Source organism: Variovorax sp. WS11, from assembly GCF_010499245.1.
Taxonomy (GTDB): Bacteria; Pseudomonadota; Gammaproteobacteria; order Burkholderiales; family Burkholderiaceae_C; genus Variovorax.
The window spans coordinates 2,397,629-2,419,513 of the sequence record NZ_JAAGOW010000001.1 but is presented as its reverse complement, the minus strand read 5'-3'; the positions used below and the strand labels follow the sequence as shown (position 1 = coordinate 2,419,513).

22 protein-coding genes are annotated in these 21,885 nt (G+C 69.3%); 13 read left to right on the top strand and 9 right to left on the bottom strand.

The genetic code is table 11. The features are described 5' to 3' along the window. Position 1: 1 nt before the first annotated feature. The 3 genes from GXN78_RS11885 to GXN78_RS11875 form a co-directional block, all read right to left on the bottom strand. Positions 2-982, bottom strand: a complete 981-nt coding sequence (locus GXN78_RS11885; RefSeq protein WP_106559335.1) for an ABC transporter substrate-binding protein — start codon at positions 980-982, stop codon at positions 2-4. Continuing rightward, positions 979-1,989 carry an ABC transporter substrate-binding protein gene (locus GXN78_RS11880; protein ID WP_164255428.1) on the bottom strand — a complete coding sequence of 337 codons (1,011 nt, stop codon included), beginning with the start codon at positions 1,987-1,989 and terminating at the stop codon, positions 979-981. The genes GXN78_RS11885 and GXN78_RS11880 overlap by 4 nt, the downstream gene beginning before the upstream one ends. An 80-nt stretch (positions 1,990-2,069) precedes the next feature. Continuing rightward, positions 2,070-5,054: a GAF domain-containing protein gene (locus tag GXN78_RS11875; protein WP_164255427.1), complete on the bottom strand. Its 2,985-nt coding sequence runs from the start codon at positions 5,052-5,054 to the stop codon at positions 2,070-2,072. Positions 5,055-5,208: 154 nt separating this feature from the next. Here GXN78_RS11875 and GXN78_RS11870 point away from each other — a divergent pair, with 154 nt between their 5' ends. From GXN78_RS11870 to GXN78_RS11855, 4 genes are all read left to right on the top strand, one after another. After that, positions 5,209-5,889: a redoxin domain-containing protein gene (locus GXN78_RS11870; protein ID WP_106559332.1), complete on the top strand. Its 681-nt coding sequence runs from the start codon at positions 5,209-5,211 to the stop codon at positions 5,887-5,889. Positions 5,890-5,906: 17 nt separating this feature from the next. Continuing rightward, positions 5,907-6,260: a YbaN family protein gene (locus GXN78_RS11865; protein WP_239142674.1), complete on the top strand. Its 354-nt coding sequence runs from the start codon at positions 5,907-5,909 to the stop codon at positions 6,258-6,260. Between the two features lie 137 nt (positions 6,261-6,397). Further along, complete coding sequence (locus GXN78_RS11860; protein ID WP_164255426.1) at positions 6,398-6,571, top strand: hypothetical protein; 174 nt, start codon at positions 6,398-6,400, stop codon at positions 6,569-6,571. Positions 6,572-6,607: 36 nt separating this feature from the next. Beyond that, positions 6,608-7,894, top strand: coding sequence for a phospholipase D-like domain-containing protein (locus GXN78_RS11855; protein ID WP_106559331.1), 1,287 nt, complete (start codon positions 6,608-6,610; stop codon positions 7,892-7,894). A 12-nt stretch (positions 7,895-7,906) separates the two neighbouring features. Here GXN78_RS11855 and GXN78_RS11850 read toward each other — a convergent pair whose 3' ends face one another. Next, positions 7,907-9,067, bottom strand: coding sequence for a zinc-dependent alcohol dehydrogenase (locus GXN78_RS11850; protein ID WP_106559330.1), 1,161 nt, complete (start codon positions 9,065-9,067; stop codon positions 7,907-7,909). A 320-nt stretch (positions 9,068-9,387) separates the two neighbouring features. On the opposite strand from GXN78_RS11850, the gene GXN78_RS11845 reads away from it, so the two are divergent. After that, positions 9,388-10,146, top strand: coding sequence for a hypothetical protein (locus GXN78_RS11845; protein ID WP_239142673.1), 759 nt, complete (start codon positions 9,388-9,390; stop codon positions 10,144-10,146). On the opposite strand, the gene phnN is transcribed toward GXN78_RS11845, so the two are convergent. Genes phnN through phnF form a run of 3 tightly spaced genes read right to left on the bottom strand, consistent with a single transcriptional unit; the run spans position 10,103 to position 12,175 of the window. Beyond that, positions 10,103-10,717, bottom strand: a complete 615-nt coding sequence (phnN, locus tag GXN78_RS11840) for a phosphonate metabolism protein/1,5-bisphosphokinase (PRPP-forming) PhnN (RefSeq protein ID WP_106559328.1) — start codon at positions 10,715-10,717, stop codon at positions 10,103-10,105. The two genes, GXN78_RS11845 and phnN, sit on opposite strands and share 44 nt — an antisense overlap. After that, positions 10,714-11,406, bottom strand: coding sequence for a DUF1045 domain-containing protein (locus tag GXN78_RS11835; protein ID WP_239142672.1), 693 nt, complete (start codon positions 11,404-11,406; stop codon positions 10,714-10,716). The genes phnN and GXN78_RS11835 overlap by 4 nt, the downstream gene beginning before the upstream one ends. Before the next feature lie 7 nt (positions 11,407-11,413). After that, entirely contained in the window at positions 11,414-12,175 is a 762-nt protein-coding gene (gene phnF / locus GXN78_RS11830) for a phosphonate metabolism transcriptional regulator PhnF (protein WP_106559326.1), read from the bottom strand. 77 nt (positions 12,176-12,252) lie between these two features. On the opposite strand from phnF, the gene phnG reads away from it, so the two are divergent. Then, the gene (phnG, locus tag GXN78_RS11825; protein WP_106559325.1) at positions 12,253-12,768 is read left to right on the top strand and encodes a phosphonate C-P lyase system protein PhnG; all 516 of its coding nucleotides are present in this window, start codon (positions 12,253-12,255) and stop codon (positions 12,766-12,768) included. Between the two features lie 11 nt (positions 12,769-12,779). Here phnG and GXN78_RS11820 read toward each other — a convergent pair whose 3' ends face one another. Next, positions 12,780-14,009 carry an IS110 family transposase gene (locus tag GXN78_RS11820; protein ID WP_106561506.1) on the bottom strand — a complete coding sequence of 410 codons (1,230 nt, stop codon included), beginning with the start codon at positions 14,007-14,009 and terminating at the stop codon, positions 12,780-12,782. A gap of 488 nt (positions 14,010-14,497) precedes the next feature. Here GXN78_RS11820 and phnH point away from each other — a divergent pair, with 488 nt between their 5' ends. Genes phnH through GXN78_RS11790 form a run of 6 tightly spaced genes read left to right on the top strand, consistent with a single transcriptional unit; the run spans position 14,498 to position 19,879 of the window. Beyond that, entirely contained in the window at positions 14,498-15,127 is a 630-nt protein-coding gene (gene phnH / locus GXN78_RS11815) for a phosphonate C-P lyase system protein PhnH (protein WP_106556062.1), read from the top strand. Positions 15,128-15,132: 5 nt separating this feature from the next. Beyond that, the gene (locus GXN78_RS11810) at positions 15,133-16,224 is read left to right on the top strand and encodes a carbon-phosphorus lyase complex subunit PhnI (protein ID WP_106556063.1); all 1,092 of its coding nucleotides are present in this window, start codon (positions 15,133-15,135) and stop codon (positions 16,222-16,224) included. Further along, positions 16,221-17,105 (top strand): alpha-D-ribose 1-methylphosphonate 5-phosphate C-P-lyase PhnJ, encoded by an 885-nt coding sequence (locus GXN78_RS11805; protein WP_106556064.1) that lies wholly within the window; start codon positions 16,221-16,223, stop codon positions 17,103-17,105. Before GXN78_RS11810 ends, GXN78_RS11805 begins: the two co-directional genes overlap by 4 nt. A 58-nt stretch (positions 17,106-17,163) precedes the next feature. Further along, the gene (gene phnK / locus GXN78_RS11800) at positions 17,164-17,955 is read left to right on the top strand and encodes a phosphonate C-P lyase system protein PhnK (protein ID WP_181360524.1); all 792 of its coding nucleotides are present in this window, start codon (positions 17,164-17,166) and stop codon (positions 17,953-17,955) included. 56 nt (positions 17,956-18,011) lie between these two features. Then, on the top strand, positions 18,012-18,728 hold the full coding sequence (gene phnL / locus GXN78_RS11795) for a phosphonate C-P lyase system protein PhnL (protein WP_106556065.1): 717 nt from the start codon (positions 18,012-18,014) through the stop codon (positions 18,726-18,728). Beyond that, positions 18,725-19,879: an alpha-D-ribose 1-methylphosphonate 5-triphosphate diphosphatase gene (locus GXN78_RS11790; RefSeq protein ID WP_106556066.1), complete on the top strand. Its 1,155-nt coding sequence runs from the start codon at positions 18,725-18,727 to the stop codon at positions 19,877-19,879. Before phnL ends, GXN78_RS11790 begins: the two co-directional genes overlap by 4 nt. 37 nt (positions 19,880-19,916) lie before the next feature. Here the strand turns inward: GXN78_RS11790 and GXN78_RS11785 are convergent, their stop codons facing one another. After that, the gene (locus GXN78_RS11785) at positions 19,917-20,711 is read right to left on the bottom strand and encodes an exodeoxyribonuclease III (protein WP_106556067.1); all 795 of its coding nucleotides are present in this window, start codon (positions 20,709-20,711) and stop codon (positions 19,917-19,919) included. 85 nt (positions 20,712-20,796) lie between these two features. On the opposite strand from GXN78_RS11785, the gene GXN78_RS11780 reads away from it, so the two are divergent. Further along, on the top strand, positions 20,797-21,879 hold the full coding sequence (locus GXN78_RS11780) for an ATP-dependent DNA ligase (RefSeq protein WP_106556068.1): 1,083 nt from the start codon (positions 20,797-20,799) through the stop codon (positions 21,877-21,879). Positions 21,880-21,885: the final 6 nt, after the last annotated feature.

The window sequence follows — 21,885 nt, the reverse complement described above, 5'->3', positions numbered from 1 at the left end:
ATCATTCGATCACCCGGTCGGCCTGCAGCAGCAGCGACGGCGTGACCGACAGGCCGAGCGCCTCGGCGGTTTTCCGGTTGATGACCAGCTCGTAGCGGGTCGGCTGCTCCACCGGCAGGTCGGCGGGCTTGACGCCATCGAGAACCTTCGCGACATAGTAGGCGACGCGCTCGAACAGGAAGCGCAGGTTCACCCCGTAGGAACACAGGCCGCCGGCAAGCACGTGTTCCTGCAAGGCATAGATGGCGGGCAGCCGGTGCTTCAGCGAGAGCTCGGCCAGCAGCGTCCGGTGCTGCAGCAGGAAGGGGCTTTCGATGGGCGACAGTGCCGTGCCGGGCCGCGTTGCGAACGAGGCGAACAGGCCGTCCCATTGCGTCGGGTCGGGGGCCGCCTCGATGAGCTCGAAGCCCAGGCGCAGCTTGCGGGCGGCCGCCTCGCTCTCGCGCACCCACTGGACCACGAGCGGAACATCCAGCGCGCCGGGACCGGTGCAGAAGCCGATCACTCGCCGGCTCCCCGGGTACAGCTCCTTCATCAGCTCGAGCCGCTTGCGCACCAGCTCGGTGGCGATCAGCGTCAGGCCGGTGATATTGCCTCCGGGGTGCGCCATGCTGTCGACGAGTCCGGCGCCGACGGCATCGGCGCTGACCATCACGACGGGGACGGTGCGCGTCGCGGCCTTTGCGGCACCGGTCGCGATGGTGCCCACGGTCCAGATCGCGTCGACGCCGAGGCCCACGAGCTCGGCCGCGAGCTCGGGCAGCCTGGCGTAGTCGCCGGCGGAATTCCGTGCTTCGATCACGATGTCCGGGTAGCCGAACTCGCGCATTGCCTTGCGGAATCCGTCCAGCGTGTCCGCGCTCGGTGGCCCGCCTTCGGAAAGGCGGCCGATCTTCGGGGCTCGTGCGCCGGCAGGCGCCGCGCGCGCGAGGCCGGCCAGCGCGGCCGCGGCGAGGAGCGTCGTGACGTCGCGCCGTTTCATTCGATCACCTGGTCGGCACTCACCAGCACGCTCTGCGGAATGGTCAGGCCGAGCGTCTTGGCCGCCTTGAGGTTGACGACGAGTTCCAGCTTGGTGCCCTGCTCGAAGGGGATGTCGCCCGGCTTGGTGCCCTTGAGGATCTTGTCGACGAAGCCGGCGGCGCGGTAGAAGAGCGCGGACCAGTCGCCCTGGTAAGACAGCAGGCCCCCGACGTCGAGATAACCAGCGCCGCCCCAGATCGATGGCAGGCGGTGCTTCGCGCACAGCGCGCCGAGCTTGGCGCGCTCGGTCCAGATCATGGGGTCCGCCAAGAGAGCGACCGCGTTCGTGCCTGCGCCGACGATGGATGCGAAGGCGGGCTCGAAATCATCCGGGCCGCGTATCGCGTCGATCTGCAGCGCCACGCCGAGGGCCGGCTCCCAGTTGGCCACGCTCCGCGCGAGGTCCGCGTGCGGCACGGTGTTCGGGTTGAACACGATGGCGAAGCGGCGTGCCCCCGGCAGGATGTCCTTGAGCAGCTGCAGGCGCTTCTGCAGGAGGCCGTCGAACGCGGCCGAGATGCCGGTGATGTTGCCGCCCGGGCGTATGTGGTCGGCGACCAGTCCCGACTTCACCGGATCGTCGACGCCCACGGCGACGATCGGCAGGGTCTTCACCGCCTCCTTCGCGAGCAGCGCCGGGCGCGGGCTGGTGGTCATCAGGATGTCGATGTCGCTTCGGAGCAGTTCGTCCAGCAAGGCGGGCAGCCGGTCGAACTTGCCCTCGGCCCAGCGCATTTCGATGGACAGGTTCCGCCCTTCGGCATGGCCGAGCTCGCGCAGCCCCTGGCGCAAGGGATCGATCTGGGTGCGCAGCGTGATCGGGTCGGGGGTCGAGGCGCTGAGGATGCCCAGCCGCGCCTTGCCGGCCGCGCGCGTCTGTGCGCCTGACGGCCTGGCGAAGGCCGCGAGCGCGGCGACGATCGCAGCACGGCGTGACAGCGGGATGCTGAGTCGGTTCGATGCCATTCGATCACCTCCTCTGCGCGTCGCGGGCTGTGCGCGGGATGGGAGCCCGGGCGCCATGTTCCTCCTCTTGCCCTCGGCGATCAATCCCGTTCGTGCAACGAATCCCCCAGCGCCCGCCGCGGCAGGACGAAGGCGAAGGTCGAGCCCTGCCCCAGGGCGCTCTCCACCCGAAGCGTGCCGCCGTGCAGCTCCACGAAGCGCCTGGCGAGCGCCAGCCCCAGGCCGGTGCCCTCGGCCTTGCGCAGGTAGTCGCCGCCGGCCTGGCGGAACTCCTCGAACACCAGCGCCTGCTGGTCGGCGGCGATGCCCACGCCGGTGTCGACGACGGCGATCTCCACCGCATCCTCGAGCGCGCGTGCGCGCAGCGTCACGCACCCGCCGGCCGGCGTGAACTTGACGGCGTTCGACAGCAGGTTGATCACCACCTGCTTGAGCTTGCGCGCATCGGCCACCCAGTCGCCGAGGGTCGGGTCGATCTCCAGCGCCAGCGTCAGCCCGTGCCGCAGCGCGCGCTCGCGCACCAGCGTGACGGTGTTGTCGAGCAGCATCGGTAGGTGGAAGCTCGACAGGTCCAGCTCCATGCGGCCGGCCTCGATCTTCGAGAGGTCGAGGATGTCGTTGATCAGGCTCAGCAGGTGGTGGCCGGAGGCGTGGATGTCCTTCAGGTATTCGAGCTGCTTGTCGTTGACCTCGCCGAACATGCGCTCGGCGAGCACCTCGCTGAAGCCGATGATCGCGTTCAGCGGCGTGCGCAGCTCGTGCGACATGTTGGCCAGGAACTCCGACTTGTGCTTGTTGGCCAGCTCGAGCTGGTGGCCCTTGTCCTGGATCTCGCTGAACAGGCGCGTGTTCTGGATCGCGATGACGGCCTGGTCGGCAAAGGTCTTGAGCAGCGCGAGCTCCTTGGCCGAGAAGGGATTCGTCGGATCGCGCAGCACCAGCACCGCGCCGACGCCGCGCTGGTCCCACAGCATCGGCGCGATCGCGATGGAGAAGTCGCCGGTGGTTGCGGCCACGTCGCGCAAACCCGCCGGTGCGTCCGCGGAATCGAGCACCACGGGATAGTGGACGACGCGCCGCTCGCGCAGCGCGAGCCCGGTCGCGCTGCCTTCCAGCGGGCGCGGAAAGGCGCCGACGATGGCGCGCAGCAGCTGCTCGCGGGCGCCGCGGAAGCCGCCGTTCTGCAACATGCCGGCATCGTCGACCAGCGCGATGCCCAGCCCGCTCGCCGAAAGAAAGCGCTCGCAGCTGCCGAGGATGGCGTCGAAGGCCGGCCGCGCGTCGGCCACCGAGCTGCTGATGACCCGCAGCACCTCGGCGCTGGCGGTCTGCTGCGCGAGCGCCTCCTGGGTCTCGTTGATGAGTCGCAGGTTCTCGATGGCGATCGCGGCCTGCCCGGCGAAGGTCTCGAGCAGGTCGATCTGGCGCTGCGGCGTCGTGCCGGGGTCCGCCCAGGCCACCGCGATCGCGCCGATGGGCAAGCCGTCCCGCAGCAGCGGGACGCCGAGCATGCGGCGCCAATGGCCGGTCGACGCGGTGGAGCGGTCGTAGTCCGCGTCGGCCGCTGCGTCGGCGATCGCCACCGCCTTGCGCGACGCGATCACCCGGCCGCTGAGCATGCGCGTGTCGGGCGGCCCGGGATAGAAGCGCGCGGCGTTCTCGACGGCCGACGGCGACCAGTTTCGATGGGCCGCCAGGTACACCAGCCGCCCGTCGTAGCGGAATACCGCGGCGGTCACACTGCCGAGCAGCCGCACCGCGCAGTCGAGGATCGCCTCGAAGACCGGCTGCACGTCGGTCGGCGATTCGCTGATGACGCGCAGCACCTCGCTGATGGCGGTCTGGTAGGCGAGCGACTCGCTCAGTTCGGCGGTGCGCAGCTCGACCTTGCGTTCCAGCTCCGCGTACGACTCGCGCAACTGCGCGGCCATCTGGTTGAACTGCTCGGCCAGCCCTTCGAGCTCGTCGCCGGTGTGGACCTCGATGCGCCGGTCCAGGTCGCCGGCGCCGATCTGCGCCGCGCCGGCCTGCAGCGCGCGCAGCGGGCGCACCAGCGCGCGTGCCAGGAAGAAGGTGGCCGCCATCGAGGCCAGCAGCGCCAGCACGAGCACCAGGCCCATGCGCTGCAGCATGACGTACAGCGGCGCGAAGGCCTCCTTGCGCGGCGACTCGACGAACACCGTCCACCCGAGCGAGGGGATGGGCATGTGCGCAGCCAGCATGCGCTGGCCGGACAGGTCGCGCGCAGGCGCCTGCGACGCGTCGGAGCCGGGCCGCAACCCGGCCGCCACCTGCGGCAGTGCGGCCATGTCGGTCTTCTTCAGCACCAGGCTGATGTCGGGGTGGGCGATCAAGGTGCCCTCGGCATCGATCACGTAGGCCAGGCCCTTGGCCCCGATGCGGATGCGCGAGACCACGTCCCAGACGAACTTCAGGTTGAGCTCGGCCATCGTGACGCCGCCGCCGGGCCCGGAGGGGCGCGCGAGCGTCATGTAGGGCTCGGTGCCCATGCGGAAGTAGACCGGGCCGAACCAGGTGCGGCCCTCGACCGCACTGCGAAAGCCCGGCTCGGCCGAACGGTCGACGCCGCGGCCCAGCTCGTTCATCGCCAGCCGGGAGACGCGCAGCTGCTCGCGCCCGGCGCCGTCGATCCACGCCACGTCGGTGATGGCCGGCGCCTGGCGCAGCAGCTTGAGGTACTCGATGTAGCGGGCCTCGCGCGGATCGCTGCCGGGCGCATCGACGCGCGGCAGCGCGGTCCAGCCCAGCTGCTGCTCGATGTTCAGCACGTACTGCTCGATGCGCGTGGCCGCGGCCTGGGCCTTCTCGGCCTGCAGCGCGACGACGTGGGCCTGGTTCTCGCGGTAGGAGAAGTAGGTGACGACCGCGCCGCTGACGACGAGCATGCTGCAGACCAGCGCGATGATCAGCAGCGCGTACTTGGGGAACAGGTGCCACCGGCGCGCCGGGCGTTGGCGTGCGCCCTTCTGCTGCGCAGCGAGTGGATCTGACGGCGCTGGCGCGGGTGGCGCGCGAACCATTTCCGAATCCGCGTCGACGAGCATGGACACCTCCGGATGGCATTGTGGTTCAGTCGCGCGATGCCGCACAGGGGGGCGCTTCCGATGCGGACTCGCGGCGTTGTGCCTTCCTGCGACAAGTGATAGGGTCCGAACGCTTACCCGCTCGACCGAGCGACACGACGAAGAGAGGTGCCCCATGGGAGATCCGCTTCACCCGCTGCAGCCGGGAGATCCAGCGCCCGCGTTCGCGCTCCCCGCGGCCAACCGCGAAGGCAGCGTCTCCCTCGCCGACCTGCGCGGCCGCCCCTTCCTGATCGGCCTGTTTCGCGGGCTGCACTGCCCCTTCTGCCGGCGTCAGGTGACGCAGCTGGCCGACATCCAGCCGGCCCTGCGCGCCGAGGGGATCGAGACGGTGGCGGTGATCAACACGCCCGTGGAGCGCGCCCGCATGTACTTCCGCTACCGCCCGGTGCCGCTGCTGCTCCTGGCCGACCCGGCTTGCGGCACGCACCGGGCCTTTGGCGTGCCGGCCGTCGAGTTCCTGCCCGACGGAAGTACAGAGCCGACCCAATGGCCTTCCCGCACGCGCATGGCGGACTTCGAGGCGGCGCGCGTCAATCCCACCGGTGAGCTGCCCGAGCCCATGCAGCCGATGGCCGCCAATGCCGCGATGAATGCCAAGGACGGCTTCGAGCCCGACGAAACCGACACCGCGATCATGGCGAGCCATGCCACGCAGCTGGTCGGGCACTTCCTGATCGATGGCACCGGCACCATCGCCTGGGCGAACATCGAGGCGCGCGACGGGCCGAGCAGCCTGTGCTACTTTCCGGACGCGGCGCAGATCATGGCCGCTGCGGGCGCCCTCGAGCGCTGATCTGGAAACTCCATCACTTGTCCCTGCTCTGGCGAATCCTCGCGATCCTGTTTCTTGCGCTCGCAATCGTCGGCGCTGTGCTGCCGCTTCTTCCCACGGTTCCCTTCCTGCTCCTGGCCGCGTGGTGCGCAGGGCGCGGATGGCCGGCGCTCGAGCAATGGCTGCTCGGGCATCCACGCTATGGGCATTCGCTTCGTGAATGGCGCCGGGGCCAGGTTGTGTCTCGCCGCGCGAAGTGGGCGGCCAGTGTCTCGATGGCGTTCGGTGCGCTGGTGCTGCAGTTCGCGCCCGTGCCCGTGGCGGCCAGAGTCGCCGTCCCGCTGGTCATGCTGATCGTGTCGATCTGGCTCTGGCGAAGACCCGAGCAGTAGCCTCGGGCGGCGCGGCTTCCCTTACGCCCGAACTTCTTCTTGCCTGACAGCACGGCGCTGCCCCGGCCGCCATGCTCGGAGCGTGCCGGCGATCGGCACCGGACCGCCCGCGCGGCGGCCATATGCAAGGAGACACCATGAACACGAAGGAACAGCCCAAGACGAGCCGCGAGAGCGTCAAGGACAACATGGAGAAGAGCACGGAAGATCAACCCGGCGAGTTCCGCGACGAGGCCAACGAGGACAAGGTCGTCGAGATCGGGAAGGACGTGACGAAAAATCCGATCGAGGGCATCGATCCCAAGGAATGAACATCCCGGTCCGCGGCTGTTAGAGGCAGAGGCGGCATGAGCATCGACCTGCCCGCCTCGCCGTCATGGCCCACCTGGCTTGCGCTGGCGCTGGCGATCGTCGTCGTGATGCTGGGGCTGGTGATCTGGTCGATTCGCCGGCATCGCGATCCAGGCCTGGTGATCGAGTGCGATGCCGCCATCACCGATCTGCTGCCCTCCTTGTCGGGGCTGACGCAAGGCACGATCTACGAAGGCAACGCGGTCGAGCTGCTGGAGAACGGCGCCTTCTTCGAGGCCATGTTCGAAGAGATCCGCGGGGCCAAGGGCTCCGTGCATTTCGAGACCTTTCTGTGGAAGGAAGGCACGCTGGGGGCACGGGTCGTGGATGCCTTGCTGGAACGCCATCGCGCCGGGATCAAGGTGCGCGTGCTGGTCGACGCGAATGGCGGGAAGCAGATGGGGCGCGATGCCGTGCGCCTTCGGGAAGCGGGCTGTCCGCCCAGGATGCATCACCCGCGGCACATCCGCAACATCGGCGTCTTCAACGAACGCGACCATCGCAAGCTCCTGGTCGTCGATGGCCGGGTGGCGCTGGTCGGAGGCCATTGCATCGTCGACGGCTGGCTGGGCAACGGCGAGACCCGCGAGCACGTCCGCGACCTGGGCGTGCGCCTGCGCGGGCCGATCGTCCATGCGGTGCAGGGGGCGTTCAGCGAGAACTGGGTGGAGGACACGGGGGAGCTGTTCGTCGGCGACGAGGTGTTCCCGCCGCTCGAGCGCGTGGGCGATGTCGCCGTCCATGTCGCCAGCCTCAAGCCCGAAGGCTCTCCGCCGGCGGTGAAGATCCTGCACCACCTGGTGCTGTGCGTCGCGCGCAAGCGCATCTGGATCCAGAACCCCTACTTCCTGCCGGACAGGGAGGCGATCGATGCCTTGTGCGACGCGGCGCAGCGCGGCGTCGACGTTCGCGTGATGGTGCCGTCGACCGAGGCGTCGGACATGCCGATGGTTCAGCACGCGGCGCATCGCAACTTTCACCTTCTGCTCGCCGGCGGCGTGCGCATCTTCGAGTATCCGAAGTGCCTGCTGCACCAGAAGGTGATGGCCGTCGACACGGCGTGGTGTGCGATCGGGTCCAGCAACTTCGACGACCGGTCCTTCGAGACCAACGACGAGATCACGCTGGGCGTGCGCGACGACGCGCTGGCCGCGCAGCTGGAGGCGATCTTCGAGCGCGACGCGCGGGACTGCACGGAGCTGCGCCTCGATGCATGGGCCCGGCGTGGACTCTGGCATCGGTGCCAGGACAACGTGCTCTATGCGTTCAACGAGGCGTTGTGAGCGGCGGCCCGGTCAAGGCGTGAGCACCACCTTGCGGCAGTCTTCCCGCTGCTGGTTGAAGACGCGGTAGCCGCGCGCCGCCTCGGCCAGCGGAAGCCGGTGGGTGATGATGGCCTCGGGCTTCAGGCGGCCGTTGCCGATGTGTTCGAGCAGCTCCGGCATGAAGCGCTGGGCGTGCGTCTGCCCACCCTTGATCGTGAGGCCCTTCTCGAAGATGTCGCCGAAGAGAAAGCCGTGCAGGAAGCCCGCGTAGACGCCCGGCACGCTCACCACCCCTCCGCGGCGCACGGCGGCGATGCACTGGCGCAGCGCCTTGCCGCTGCTGGCCTCCACCTTCAGCGTGGTGAGGACGGTCTCGATCGCACTGCCCTTGGCCTCGAAGCCCACCGCGTCGATGACGGCGTCGACGCCGCGGCGGTGCGTGGCCTCGACGATCACCTCCGCGGCATCGACCTTGTCGAAGTTGATCGGCACGGCGCCATAGGTCCGCTGTGCGAACTCGAGGCGGTACTCGTGGTGGTCGACCATGATGATTCCCTCTACCCCGAGCATGCGCGCGCAGGCCGCGGCCATGAGGCCCACCGGGCCGGCACCGAAGATGGCAATGTTCGAGCCCGGCCCGACTTCCGCATTGAGAATCGCCTGGTAGCCGGTCGGCAGGATGTCGCTGAGGAACAGCACCTGCTCGTCGGACAGCGCATCGGGAATGCGGATGGGGCCGACGTTCGCCTTGGGCACGCGCACGAACTCGGCCTGTCCGCCGGGCACCCCGCCATAGAGATGCGTGTAGCCGAAGAGCGCGGCGCCGGGCCGAAGCCCCTTGGCGTTGAGAAGGGCTCCGCGGCCGGTGTTGGTGCGCTCGCAGGCCGCGAACAGCCGCGTGCCGCAGAAGAAGCATTCGCCGCAGGCGATCGCGAAGGGCACCACCACGCGATCACCGGCCTTCAGCGCCGTCACGGCGCTGCCGGTCTCCACCACCTCGCCCATGAACTCGTGGCCGAGGATGTCGCCGGACTGCAGGCCCGGCACCTTGCCGCGGTAGAGATGAAGATCGGAGCCGCAGATGGCGGTGGCGCTTACGCGCAGGATGATGTCGTCAGGCTCCTTCAGCACCGGGTCCTTGACCGTTTCGACGCGAACGTCCTTGCTGCCGTGGTAGACGAGTGCCTTCATGATGATGAGCCTTTCTGGAAAATGAGCCACGACGCTAGGGAGCAGGCATGCGGCGCCGTGTCCTCAGGGCCCCTCGCCTGCTGTAGGACCCGCGAGCGGCCGTGCAGGGCGGCCTCAAGGCCAATTCCTACACGCGAAGCCGACAACCACGCATTGCCGCGCACGGCATGCGCTCTACATTGGCGCTCGCGCCCAGGGGAGCTTCGCGGCGTCACGACATCGGGCCTTCACGCCGAGCATCTGCCGCCACATCGGACTGCTTCTTCATGATGTTCTCGCGCTCATGCGTCCTCGCCATCTTGGCTGGGGCGGGATTCTCCATGTCGACTTCTGCGCTCGCCGAGCCCTCGCCCGCACTGGACCGCTTCAGCCTCTCGGTCGGCGCCTTCCACGCCGAACCCACTCTCGACGCCGGGTTGAACACGCCCTACGGCCGCTTCGACACACGCGACATCGAGGGCGGTAGCGTGACCATGCCGCGCATCACGGCCGATGTGCTGATCGGTGACAGCCAGGGCTTCTCGCTCGACTACTACCGCTTCAACCGCGACTACGGCACCGGCTTCGCCAACAGCTTCGCGATCGGGCCGACCTCGGTCACGGCGCTCGGCAACGTCAACCTCGACCTCAAGCTGGACTTCGCCAAGTTCGCCTACAAGTGGTGGATCGGCTCGGGCAACACGGTGCTGGGCCTGGGGGCGGGGGTGGCGTATTACCGCGTGAGCCTGGACAGCAACGCACTCGCCGGCGTGAACGGCGCCACCGCCACCTTCAGCCAGCATGACAGCGACGACGCCTTCGCGCCGCTGCTGGAGATCGGCGTGCGGCATGCCATCAGTCCGGACCTTCGCCTCTTCGCCGACGTGTCGGGCGTGCGCAAGGGGGGCAGCAATCTGCGCGGGCACATCTACAACGCGGCGCTTGGGGTGGAGTGGTTTCCGATCAAGAACGTGGGCGTGGTGCTGTCCTATGGGGTGAGCGAGATCGAGCTGAAGCGGGACTTCGATACGCTGAGCAGCACGGCGCGGCTGCGGGTCAAGTTGAAGGGGCCTTCGGCGTTTCTGAAGGCGCGGTTCTAGGGCTGTCGGTCGACAGTTCATGGCCCCGCCCCAACCTCTCGAAAGCTCGCAACAGCTGCCCCCCAGCCTCAGCCAGGCTCCCATCGTTGCGCACCTCGATCGCATGCGGCGGCGCCCGAAACACCAGCGCCCGCCGCACCCGCGCCTCGACCATCTCCGGCGTCTCGCGCCCGCGCGCCAGCAGGCGCTGCCGCAGCACCTCGAGGCTGGCCGTGACATGAACCACGGTCAGATGCGGAAACTTCGCGACAGCCTGCGGCAGGTAGGCCCGCGATCCATTGACCAGCACCCAGTTGCCGCGATGCAGCGGCGCCAGCTCGTCGTGCCGCACTCCGTAGCGCAGCCCATTGGCCTGCCAGTCGAGCGCGAAGGCCTGTGCCTGGTGCAGTAGCGCGAAGGCCTGTTCGCTCACGCTGTGGTGCTGCTCGTCGCCGTGGCGGATCGGCCGCGTGATCGTGCGGCGCGCCAGGTGCAGCGGCAGATGCGGCGGAAGATGGTCCTTGAGCCAGGCGATCAGGCTGTCCTTGCCCGCGCCGGAAGGGCCCATCACATAGACCAGCTGCCCCTTCATACGCCGAGCTCCATTTGCTCGACGAGCATGAAGTCCGCGCCCGGCCGGGGCTCGGCGAACAGCGAAACACTCTCGACGCGGCAGGCCGGCAGCGCATCGAAGCGATGGCGCGCCGCTTCCTTCAACGCCTCGATTGCCGCGGGCTCGGCGTCCTTCAGCGAGCCGGTGAGTGAGAGGTGGAAGCGAAAGCGCTCCAGCACGAAGGGGTAGCCCCAGCGCAGCAGCAGCGCATCTTCCTCAGGCGTGAGCCCGGCCGCGCGGCGGCGTTCGACTTCGGCGGGCGCGAGCGGCGCCGCCAGCGGTTGCAGGCGGGTCACGCAGGCGGCGGCCAGGGCCTCGACCGCGTGCGCATCGCCATCGGGCACCAGCGCGAGGAAATCGTCGAGCATCGCGACCTTCAGCGGAGGCAGCGTGAAAGGCTGGAAGTCGGCCGCGAGCGCGCGCAGGCCGTCGCGCAGCTGCGATGCATCGACACCCGGCGCCAGCGCGAAGGGCGCCTTCAGCGTCGCATGCCAGCCGTAGCGCCGCGGCGCCTTCGTCAGCCGATGCAGCTCGGGCGCCGGCAGCCCCGGCACCGGTGCCTGCGCAATCGGCTCGCCGCGCGCCGCGCAGCGCCCCAGCCAGCGGCTGCCGGCCAGCCACCACGGGCTGTTCACGCGCGGCGCGAAATAGACCGCATAGCGATGCATCGGCGTCTCATTCATCGTGGGTCACCGTCAGCGTGACGCGGTCGCCCGCAAACCAGGTGCGCGCGAACTCGATCGGCTGCGCCTCGGTGTCCACGTTCACGCTCTCGACCAGCAGCACCGGCCGCGCGGCCGGCTGGCGCAGCTGCGCCGCCACTTCGGGCTCGGGCATCTGCGCCGTGATGCGGCTCTCGTGGCGCGTGTAGTCGGCCACGCCGTGCACGGCGAAGGCGGCGGTGATGGAGCCGGTCTCGCGCACCACCGCCTCGAGCTGCGCGAAGCGCGGCAGCGGAAAGAAGCGCTCGCCCACGTGCAGCGGCTGCTGCTCGGCCTCGCCCAGCACCTGAAGGCGCAGCAGCATGCTGCGCACGGGCACCTGCAGCGCGCGCGCCTGCGCGGCGTTCGCGCGCACGGTGCCCGCGCCCAGCACGCGCAGCTCGCCGCGCAGGCCGGCCAGCGCCATGTTCTGGTGATGCCGCGTGCGCTTGGCCAGCACCAGCTCGACCGCGAACTCCTCCACATAGGTGCCGCTGCCCTGCGTCACGCGCAGCAGGCCCTGGCTGCTGAGGCTGGCCAGCGAGCGGCGGATGGTGTGGCGGTTGACGCCGAACTGCTCGGCCAGCGCGTGCTCCGAGGGCAGGCGCTCGCCGGGCGGATAGACGCCGCGCGCGATGGCCTCGGCCAGCTCGGCCGCGATGCGGGTCCAGAACGAATCGCGCGCCGGGCGCGGGGTGAGGGCAAGCGGGGAGGAAGACGTCGTGGTGGTTGTCATGAAAGGGACACGGGTCGCGCCTAAGCTGGCGCCAGTTGTTCGATTTGTCTATACAACTTTCTCAGAGTATCACCCCGATGTTTCATGCCTTTGACAACCACCCTGCGAACCGCCCGCCGGGCCGCTCGCAGTGGATGGCCGTGCTGGCAAGGGCGCCGCTCTCGATGCTGGAGCCGGCGCTGGGCGAGCACGCGAAGCGTACGCCGCAATGGCTGCGCGCGCCGGAGACGGGTCTCATGATGGTCCAGGGCCGCGCAGGCGGCACCGGCGAGCGTTTCAACCTCGGCGAAGTCACGGTCACCCGCTGCGCTCTGCGCCTGGCGGGCATGGCGCAGGAAGACGCGGCCGTCGGCGTCGCCTACGTGCTGGGCCGCTCGCACCGGCAAGCGCAGCTCGCGGCCGTGGCCGATGCGCTGCTGCAGGACCCGGCGCAGCAGGAGGCGCTCGATGCCAGCCTGCTCGAGCCCGTGCGGCTGCACCTGGCGCAGCAGTGCGCCGAACGCCATGCGCGCGCGCAGGCCAGCAAGGTCGAGTTCTTCACCGTCGCGCGCGAAGCCGGCGGTGCGGATGGCGACGACGAGGAAGACGAATGAGACATCCTGGGTCAACCTCCCTCGCTGGAAGCGAGCTTGAGGGCGCCAAGATGGCGCGCTGGGTCATAGGGAATGCGGTCGGTCCATGCGCGCCAGATGACGCGCAGCCAAGCTCGCGCGAGGATGCGGATCGCATGGGGGTGATCGCAGCCGCGGGCACGCGCTGCGGCGTAGATGGAGCGTGCCCAGTCGTTGGCGTGACGCGAGTTGTCGGCCAGGCAAGTGATGGCCTGGCGCAGGCGGTGATTGCAGGCCCATCGGAAGGCCACGCTGCGGGTCTTGCCGGACTGGTAGGTCACTGGGACGGCGCCAGCTTCAGAGGCCAGCTGATCGAGCGTGGGGAAACGCTCGCGCACATCACCCAACTCGGCCAGGATCTGCGCGGCGCAGACACGGCCGGCCCGCGGGAAGGACATGATGATCTGCCCGTCGGGCAGCGACTCGACGAAGCGCTCGATGCGTCGCGTGAGTTCGGCGATCTGTTCGACCAGCGGCTGCAGCACCGCCACCATCGAGCGCACGAGCTGCCCAGCAGCCTCATTGGTGAGGGGGCCGGCCAGGCCCGTTGCGGCGCTGTTGAGCCGCACCAGCAACTCGGCCGGACTGCGGCGTCCGCTGTAGTGCTGGCTGCGGCAGAACCGGTTCAAGGCGGCCTCGCTCAGCCGGGTGGCCGACACGGCCGAGGGATAGCGCTTGAGAAACGCCAACCCGATGGGCGAAGTGATGTCGCAGAAGATGCAAGCCGCGCCGGGCCAGAAGGCCTCGAGCGTGCTGCGCAGTTGGTTGCCCAGTGCCACGCGGGTGGCCACCAGATCGTCGCGCGAGCGCACCAGCGCACGCAGCGCGCGGATCGAATCGGACTGCGGCGACAACTCCCCCCAGCGGTGGCCGTCGGTGCGCAGCAGGTCGGCCAGCAGGTAAGCATCGGAGGCATCACTCTTGGCGCCATGGCTGCGGTAGCGCGGACGGCTGGCCTTGACCGCGTTGGGATGAATCGGAAAGACACGATGGCCGGCCTCGACCAGGGCGTCGACGATCAGGCCCGAAGGCCGCTCGATGGCGATGCGCACACGCGCGCCGAAGCGAGCCAGGCGTCGCATCAACTCGGCCAGGCCCTCGCGATCGTGGGCGATCTCGAAGCGCTCAAGCACACGGCCTGTGATGTCGACGACACACACCGCATGGGTGTGCACGGCCCAGTCCAGGCCGACAAACACGCTGCTGCAAGCATTGGTACTCATGGACAGACTCCTGGAAGTTGCGGTATGACTGCCCGTGTCGGAAGGCGCGGCGGGAAGCTCATAAATTGGCGCTCCAGCTGGGTAGGCCTGGCGCTACATCCTGTGGCCCGTCGTGGCCTTCCGGCACCCTGCGGGCTGCGGGTCTCATTCGGGCCTTTGAAAGGCAAGCGCACTAGGCAGTCACCGCAGGGGCACGGAAGTCGGTCGATACCTTCGGTTGTTCTCCTCGACGGCGTCAATGCCGCACACACGCAAAGTCCTCGCGCTGAACACGGGTTGACCACCGGGTGCTTCGCAGTTGTGGACAACACGCTTCGTGGCCTGACAAAGGGCCAGCGCGTTGTCCACAACCAAGCCCGGTGGACAACCCTGCGCCGCAGCACTTCGGCGGCCTTCAACCAAAGAGAGCTTGCCTTATGAGCGCCGCCCGGCCGCCCGAAGGCGCTCGCACCGCAGCCGAAGGCGAAGGTGTTTCGATAGGCCAGACCATGACCACCACCGACCTGTCCGCCGTCGGCGCGGGCTTCTCCGACCTCGCGCTCGGCAGCCAGGCCGTGTTCCGCGCGGCGCTGGAGGCACTCTCGCACCCGGGCCGCATCGTCGACCTGCCGCACGATGCCCAGGTGCCTTCGCGCGGGCATGCGGCTTCGGCTGCCCTGCTGCTGGCGCTGCTCGATCCGGACTGCAAGCTGTGGCTTTCGCCTTCGCTTGCAGCCAGCGACGCGGCCGCCTGGCTGCGCTTCCACAGCGGCTGCACGCTGGTGGACGATCCGGCCCAAGCCCAGTTCGCCTGGATCGCGGGCAGCGACGAGCTACCCGCGCTGGAGCACTTCGCGCAGGGCACCGACGTCGCGCCCGAGCAGTCCGCCACCTGCGTGGTCGATGTGCCCTCGCTGGCCGATGGCGACGAGGACGAGGGCTGGACCTTGCGTGGCCCCGGCATCCGCACGCAGACGCGCCTGTGCGTCGACGGCCTGCCCAGCGAGATGGCGCACCGGCTGGTGGCGCAGCGCGCCGCGCAGCAGGCCGCCTTCCCGCGCGGCGTGGACCTGTTCCTCGCGACGCAGCACCAGATCGTCGGCCTGCCGCGCACCACGCGCATCGAACTCGAGGACTGAAGCGGATGTACGTCGCAGTCAAGGGCGGTGAAGCCGCCATCCTCCAGAGCTATCGCCTGCTGGCCGAACAGCGCCGCGGCGACAACGCCACGCCCGAGCTCTCGGTCACGCAGATCCGCGAGCAGCTCAAGCTGGCGGTCGATCGCGTGATGACCGAGGGCTCGGTCTACGACCCCGAGCTCGCCGCGCTGGCCATCAAGCAGGCCGCGGGCGACCTGGTCGAAGCCATCTTCCTGCTGCGCGCCTACCGCGCCACGCTGCCGCGCCTGGGCGCGAGCCTGCCGCTGGACACCGCGCGCATGCAGCTGGACCGCCGCATCTCCGCCACCTTCAAGGACCTGCCCGGCGGCCAGGTGCTGGGGCCGACCTACGACTACACGCAGCGCCTGCTCGACTTCACGTTGCTCGCGAATGGCGAGGCACGCGCGCGCTCCGAAGTCGAGACGACGCCGGTCGAAGCGCCCGCCGCCACGCCGCGCGTGGTGGACCTGCTCAACCACGAGCGCCTGATCGAGACCCGCCCCGTGCCCCCCGGCGATCCCGCGCCGGTGGACCTCACCCGCGAGCCGCTGCGCTTCCCGGCCGACCGCGCCACGCGCCTGCAGAACCTCGCGCGCGGCGACGAGGGCTTCCTGCTCGCGATGGCCTACTCGACCCAGCGCGGCTATTCGCACAGCCATCCCTTCGTCGGCGAGATCCGCTTCGGCAGCGTCGCGCTGGAGCTGGCGCCCGAGGAGCTGGGTTTTCCCATCTCCATCGGCGAGCTGGAGATCACCGAGTGCGAGATGGTCAACCAGTTCGCCGGCAGCAAGACCGAGCCGCCGCAGTTCACCCGCGGCTACGGCCTGGCCTTCGGCCACAGCGAGCGCAAGGCGATGGCGATGAGCCTGGTCGACCGCGCGCTGCGCGCCGGCGAGCTGGGCGAGACGGTCGAATCGCCCGCGCAGATGCAGGAATTCGTGCTCTCGCACAGCGACAGCCTCGAAGCCTCGGGCTTCGTGCAGCACCTGAAGCTGCCGCACTACGTGGACTTCCAGGCAGAGCTTGAGCTGGTGCGCCGCATGCGCGCCACCCACGCGCCGAAGGACGACGAATGAACGCCCCCGACATCAACTTCGCCTATCTCGACGAGCGCACCAAGCGCATGATCCGCCGCGCCATCCTCAAGGCAGTGGCCATCCCCGGCTACCAGGTGCCCTTTGGGTCGCGCGAGATGCCGCTGCCCTACGGCTGGGGCACCGGCGGCATCCAGGTCACCGCCTCGGTGATCGGTCCGAAGGACGTGCTCAAGGTCATCGACCAGGGCTCGGACGACACTGTCAACGCGGTCAACATCCGCCGCTTCTTCGAGCGCACTACCGGCGTCGCGACCACCACCCGCACGCAGGAGGCGACGCTGATCCAGACGCGCCACCGCATTCCCGAGACGCCGCTGGCCGAAGGCCAGGTGCTGGTCTACCAGGTGCCGGTGCCCGAGCCCATGCAGCGGCTGGAGCCGCGCGAGACCGTCACCCGCACCCTGCACGGCCTGGCCGAGTACGGCCTGATGCACGTCAAGCTCTACGAGGACATCGCACGCTACGGCCACATCGCGACGACCTACGACTACCCGGTGCTGGTGAACGAGCGCTACGTGATGTCGCCCTCGCCCATCCCCAAGTTCGACAACCCCAAGATGCACATGAACCCCGCGCTGCAGCTCTTCGGCGCCGGCCGCGAGAAGCGCATCTACGCCGTGCCGCCCTACACGCCGGTGGAGAGCCTGGGCTTCGAGGACCATCCCTTCGAGGTGCAGCGCTGGGACGCGCGCTGCGCGCTGTGCGGCGCCGGCGACAGCTTCCTCGACGAGCTGATCACCGACGACAGCGGCACACGCATGCATGTGTGCTCGGACTCGGACTACTGCCAGTCGCGGCAGCAGAATCAGGAGGCGCCCGCGCTCGTGCTGCCCGCCGATCGCGTGACGGAGGCGGCATGAGACGCCGGGCCGCTCCCAAGTCGAATAGCACCGCAGCGCGCAGCGCGGAGGTTACCCAATGAACGCAGCGATGCCTTCCCCCCAGCCGCTGCTGCGCGTGCGCGGAATCGGCAAGCGCTACGGCGACCGCGTCGCCCTGCAGGACGCGAGCTTCGACCTCTGGCCCGGCGAGGTGCTGGCCATCGTGGGCGAGTCGGGCTCCGGCAAGTCCACCCTGCTCAATGCGGTGGCGGCGCGCGACAAGCCCGATGCCGGCAGCGTGCAGTTCCAGACCCGCAGCGCCGGACTGCGCGAGGTCTTCGCGATGAGCGAGGCCGAGCAGCGCCTGCTGGCGCGCACCGACTGGGGCTTCGTCCACCAGAACGCGGCCGAGGGCCTGCGCATGGACGTCTCGGCCGGTGCGAATGTCGGCGAGCGGCTGATGGGCCTGGGCGAGCGGCACTACGGCCGCCTGCGCGCCACCGCTTCGGAATGGTTGGCGCGCGTCGAGATCGATCCGGCGCGCATCGACGACGCGCCGCGCACCTTCTCCGGCGGCATGCGCCAGCGGTTGCAGATCGCGCGCAACCTGGTCACGCGTCCGCGCCTGGTCTTCATGGACGAGCCGACCTCGGGGCTCGACGTCTCCGTGCAGGCGCGTCTGCTGGACCTGCTGCGCCAGCTCACGCGCCAGATGCAGCTGGCCGCCATCGTGGTCACGCACGACCTCGCGGTGGCGCGGTTGCTCGCGCACCGCATGATGGTGATGCAGCGCGGCCGCGTGGTCGAGGCCGGCCTCACCGACCAGCTGCTCGACGACCCGCAGCATCCCTACACCCAGCTCCTCGTCTCCTCGGTGCTGCAACCATGAGCAGCACGGCCGCTCCGAAGGCGAATAGCACCGTAGCCGAAGGCGAAGGTACTCCAATGAACCGACCCCTGCTCCAGCTCCAGGGGGTGGCCAAGCGCTTCACCCTCCATCACCAGAACCAGCTCGAATTGCCGGTCTTCGACGGCGTCGAGCTCAGCGTCGCGTCCGGCGAATGCGTGGTGCTCGACGGCGCCTCGGGCCTGGGCAAGAGCACGCTGCTCAAGCTCATCTATGCCAACTACAGCGCCAGTGCCGGCCGCATCCTGGTGCAGCCGCGCGAGGGCGAGGCGGTCGACGTGACCGCCGCCACGCCGCGCGAGCTGGTGCGCCTGCGCCGCGACACCATCGGCTACGTGAGCCAGTTCCTGCGCGTCATTCCGCGCGTGCCGGCGCTGGACGTGGTGGCCGAGCCGCTGGCCGAGGATGCCGGCGACGACGCCGAAGGGCTGGAGGCCGCGCGCGCCGAGGCGCGTCGGTGGCTGGAGCGCCTGCGCATCCCCGAGCGCCTGTGGCACCTGCCGCCCGCTACCTTCTCGGGCGGCGAGCAGCAACGCATCAACATCGCACGCAACATGATCAAGCCCAAGCCCCTCTTGCTCTTGGACGAGCCCACCGCGTCTCTGGACGCGGCCAACACCCGCACCGTCATCGAGCTGATCCGCGAGACCACCGCACGCGGCGCTGCGCTGGTGGGCATCTTCCATGACGCCGAGGTGGGTGCGGCGGTGGCGACGCGCCGAGTCAACGTCGCCGACTTCAGGAGCGTGGCATGAGCGAAGCGATCGTGTTCTCCAACGCGCGCATGGTGCTGCCCGACGAGGTGGTGCGCGGCAGCCTCTCGGTCGTCGACGGCCGCATCGCCGCGCTCGACGGCGGCAACACGGCGGCAGGCATCGTGGACCTCGAGAACGACTACCTCCTGCCCGGCCTGGTCGAGGTGCACACCGACAACTTCGAGCGCCACCTGATGCCGCGCCCCAAGGTGCAATGGGCCGAGATGCCCGCGCTGCTCGCGCACGACGCCGAGGTGGCCGCCGCCGGCATCACCACCGTCTTCGATGCGCTGGGTGTCGGCGAGGCCGACCCCGAGAGCCTGCGCGGCAGCACCTGGACCCGGACCCTGGCCACGCTCGACAACTGCGCAGCGAAGGACCTGCTGCGCGCCGATCACCACCTGCACGTGCGCTGCGAGCTGCCGGCGCCCAACACCATCGAGCTCTTCGAGCCCTTCCACGGCCATCCGCGCGTGTCGCTGATCTCGCTGATGGACCACACGCCCGGCCAGCGCCAGTGGGAGAACATCGAGGTCGCACGCATCTACTACACCGGCAAGAAGGGGTGGAGCGCGGAGAAGTTCGAGCGCCAGGTCGCACACGCGGCCACGCTGCAGGCCCAGTACGCCGAGCCGCATCGCCGCCACTTCGTCGACTACTGCCGCACCCACGGCATCGCGCTCGCCAGCCATGACGACACCACCGTGGCCCACGTCGAGCAGGCGCATGCCGAGGGTGCGAGCATGTCGGAGTTCCCGACCACGATGGCCGCAGCCTCGGCCGCGCGCGAACGCGGGCTGGCCACCGTGATGGGCGGGCCGAACGTGGTGCGCGGCGGCTCGCATTCGGGCAACGTCGCGGCGGCCGAACTGGCGCGCCACAGGCTGCTCGACATCCTCTCGTCCGACTACGTGCCCAGCAGCCTGCTCGGCGCCGTGATGCGCCTGGTGGCCGACGACATCTTCACCCTGCCGCAGGCGGTGGCCACGGTCACCCGCGCCCCGGCGAAGGCCACCGGCCTCAGCGACCGCGGCGCCATCGAGCCCGGCCTGCGCGCGGACCTGGTGCGCGTGCGCATGACCGAGCTGCCCGATGGCTCGCGGCATGCGGTGGTGCGCGGGGTGTGGCGTGAAGGGCGACGGGTGCTGTAGCGCGGTGTGTCAACGGTCGGCCCAGGGGGCGTACCCCTCAAGCAATGGCAAAGCTCGGCGGCAAATCGACCTCGACCCACACGGGCGCATGATCGCTCGCCCCAGGACGACCGCGCACCTCGCGGTCCACGCTTGCAGCGCTCAGCATCGGCGCGAGTTCGTCGTTGAGCAGCAGGTGATCGATGCGCAGGCCGGCGTTGCGCGGCCAGCGATTGCGCCAGTAGTCCCAGTAGGTGTAGATCGCCTCATGCGGATGCAACGCGCGTACCGCATCGGTCCAGCCCTGCTGGAGCAGCCGTGCGAAGGCGGCGCGGCTCTCGGGCTGCAGCAATGCGTCGTCCCGCCACGAGGCCGGGTTGTAGATGTCGGCATCGGTGGGCACCACGTTGAAATCGCCCGCCAGCACCACGGGCAGACCGCAGGCGAAGAGCCTGCGCGCATGGACGCAGAGCCGTTCGAACCATTCCAGCTTGTAGTCGAACTTGGGACCGGGCCAGGGATTGCCATTGGGCAGATAGAGGCAGCCGATGACGATGCCATCGACCACGGCTTCGATGTACCGGCTTTGGTCGTCCTGCGCGTTGCCCTCAAGCCCGCGCCCGGTCTCGATCGGGTCCTTGCCGCGCGCCAGGATGGCCACGCCGTTCCATGCGCGCTGGCCGTGGAAGACCGCCCCGTAGCCGACCTCGCGCAGCGCAGTCGCCGGAAAGTTCTGGTCGGGGGACTTCAATTCCTGCAGGCACGCCACGTCGGGCTTGGACTCGTCGAGCCATTCGAACAGCCGCGGCAGCCGGCCGTTGATACCGTTGACGTTGAAGCTGGCAATCTTCATGGCTTGCGATCAGCGGAAGAAGGATGTCGACATCATGGTCGGATTTCCTTCAGGAAGCACGTAGGCGCGATGGTCCATTGCATCGATGAATTCCGGAACCGCACCGCGTGCACCCATCTTGCCGATGCTCGCCAAGACGGCCGCGAGCCTGCCGGAGGGCGAGGAATTCCTGTTCGAGCCGAAGTGGGACGGCTTCCGCGCGATCGTCTTTCGCAACGGCGGCGGGACGATGATCCAAAGCCGCGAGGGCAAGCCGCTCGACCGCTACTTCCCCGATCTGCATGAAGCTTTCGCGGCAGCGCTGCCCGAGGGCTCCGTGCTCGACGGCGAGATCGTCGTCGCCACGCCGCGCGGGCTCGACTTCGACGCGCTCCAGCAGCGGGTGCATCCCGCGGCTTCACGGGTCGCGCGCCTGGCCGCCGAAACGCCTGCTTCCTTCGTCGCCTTCGATCTGCTGGCGCTGGAGGGCCGGGAGTTGATGACCCGCCCGCAGGCCGAGCGCCGGCTTCTGCTCGAGGCGCTGCTGGCGGAGTCGGCGTCGACGATCCGGCTGACGCCCATGACCACCGACCGCGCATTGGCCATGCAGTGGCTGCGGCACTTCAAAGGCGCCGGCCTCGATGGGGTCATCGCCAAGTGGGCGGACCAGCCCTATCTGCCGGGCAAGCGCGCCATGTGGAAGGTCAAGCACCAGCGCACCGCGGACTGCGTGGTGGCGGGGTTCCGGTGGCACAAGAGCGGGCCCCCGGCGGTGGGCTCGCTGCTCCTGGGCCTCTACGATGAATACGATGTCCTGCATCACGTGGGCGTGACCTCCTCCTTCGACATGGAAAGGCGTCGGAGCCTGTCCGACGAACTGCAGCCGCTGCGCGACAACGCGTTGGCGGGGCATCCCTGGTCGGGATGGGCAGGCGGTGCGGCTGGTGGGCTGCGCCAGCGGATGCCGGGCGCGCGAAGCCGGTGGAGCGGGGGTAAGGATCTGTCGTGGGAGCCTTTGCGCATCGAGCGCGTGTGCGAGGTCCGCTACGACCACCTGCAGGGGGACCGGTTTCGTCATGCGGCCGTGTTCCTGCGCTGGCGGTGGGACAAGTCGCCCGGCGCCTGCCGTTACGACCAACTGGAGGTCACGCCGCCCTATGAACTGGCTCGGGTGTTTTCGGGGCATTGAGACGCA

Coding starts and splice junctions, on each gene's coding strand:
- GXN78_RS11820 (WP_106561506.1), bottom strand. CDS start 14,009: ATGAGTACCAATGCTTGCAGCAGCGTGTTTGTCGGCCTGGACTGGGCC.
- GXN78_RS11880 (WP_164255428.1), bottom strand. CDS start 1,989: ATGGCATCGAACCGACTCAGCATCCCGCTGTCACGCCGTGCTGCGATC.
- phnF (WP_106559326.1), bottom strand. CDS start 12,175: ATGACAACCACCACGACGTCTTCCTCCCCGCTTGCCCTCACCCCGCGC.
- phnH (WP_106556062.1), top strand. CDS start 14,498: ATGACCACCACCGACCTGTCCGCCGTCGGCGCGGGCTTCTCCGACCTC.
- GXN78_RS11850 (WP_106559330.1), bottom strand. CDS start 9,067: ATGAAGGCACTCGTCTACCACGGCAGCAAGGACGTTCGCGTCGAAACG.
- phnL (WP_106556065.1), top strand. CDS start 18,012: ATGAACCGACCCCTGCTCCAGCTCCAGGGGGTGGCCAAGCGCTTCACC.
- GXN78_RS11835 (WP_239142672.1), bottom strand. CDS start 11,406: ATGCATCGCTATGCGGTCTATTTCGCGCCGCGCGTGAACAGCCCGTGG.
- GXN78_RS11870 (WP_106559332.1), top strand. CDS start 5,209: ATGGGAGATCCGCTTCACCCGCTGCAGCCGGGAGATCCAGCGCCCGCG.
- GXN78_RS11885 (WP_106559335.1), bottom strand. CDS start 982: ATGAAACGGCGCGACGTCACGACGCTCCTCGCCGCGGCCGCGCTGGCC.
- GXN78_RS11805 (WP_106556064.1), top strand. CDS start 16,221: ATGAACGCCCCCGACATCAACTTCGCCTATCTCGACGAGCGCACCAAG.
- phnK (WP_181360524.1), top strand. CDS start 17,164: ATGAACGCAGCGATGCCTTCCCCCCAGCCGCTGCTGCGCGTGCGCGGA.
- GXN78_RS11860 (WP_164255426.1), top strand. CDS start 6,398: ATGAACACGAAGGAACAGCCCAAGACGAGCCGCGAGAGCGTCAAGGAC.
- GXN78_RS11875 (WP_164255427.1), bottom strand. CDS start 5,054: ATGCTCGTCGACGCGGATTCGGAAATGGTTCGCGCGCCACCCGCGCCA.
- GXN78_RS11785 (WP_106556067.1), bottom strand. CDS start 20,711: ATGAAGATTGCCAGCTTCAACGTCAACGGTATCAACGGCCGGCTGCCG.
- GXN78_RS11780 (WP_106556068.1), top strand. CDS start 20,797: ATGAATTCCGGAACCGCACCGCGTGCACCCATCTTGCCGATGCTCGCC.
- GXN78_RS11855 (WP_106559331.1), top strand. CDS start 6,608: ATGAGCATCGACCTGCCCGCCTCGCCGTCATGGCCCACCTGGCTTGCG.
- phnN (WP_106559328.1), bottom strand. CDS start 10,717: ATGAAGGGGCAGCTGGTCTATGTGATGGGCCCTTCCGGCGCGGGCAAG.
- GXN78_RS11790 (WP_106556066.1), top strand. CDS start 18,725: ATGAGCGAAGCGATCGTGTTCTCCAACGCGCGCATGGTGCTGCCCGAC.
- GXN78_RS11845 (WP_239142673.1), top strand. CDS start 9,388: ATGTCGACTTCTGCGCTCGCCGAGCCCTCGCCCGCACTGGACCGCTTC.
- GXN78_RS11810 (WP_106556063.1), top strand. CDS start 15,133: ATGTACGTCGCAGTCAAGGGCGGTGAAGCCGCCATCCTCCAGAGCTAT.
- phnG (WP_106559325.1), top strand. CDS start 12,253: ATGTTTCATGCCTTTGACAACCACCCTGCGAACCGCCCGCCGGGCCGC.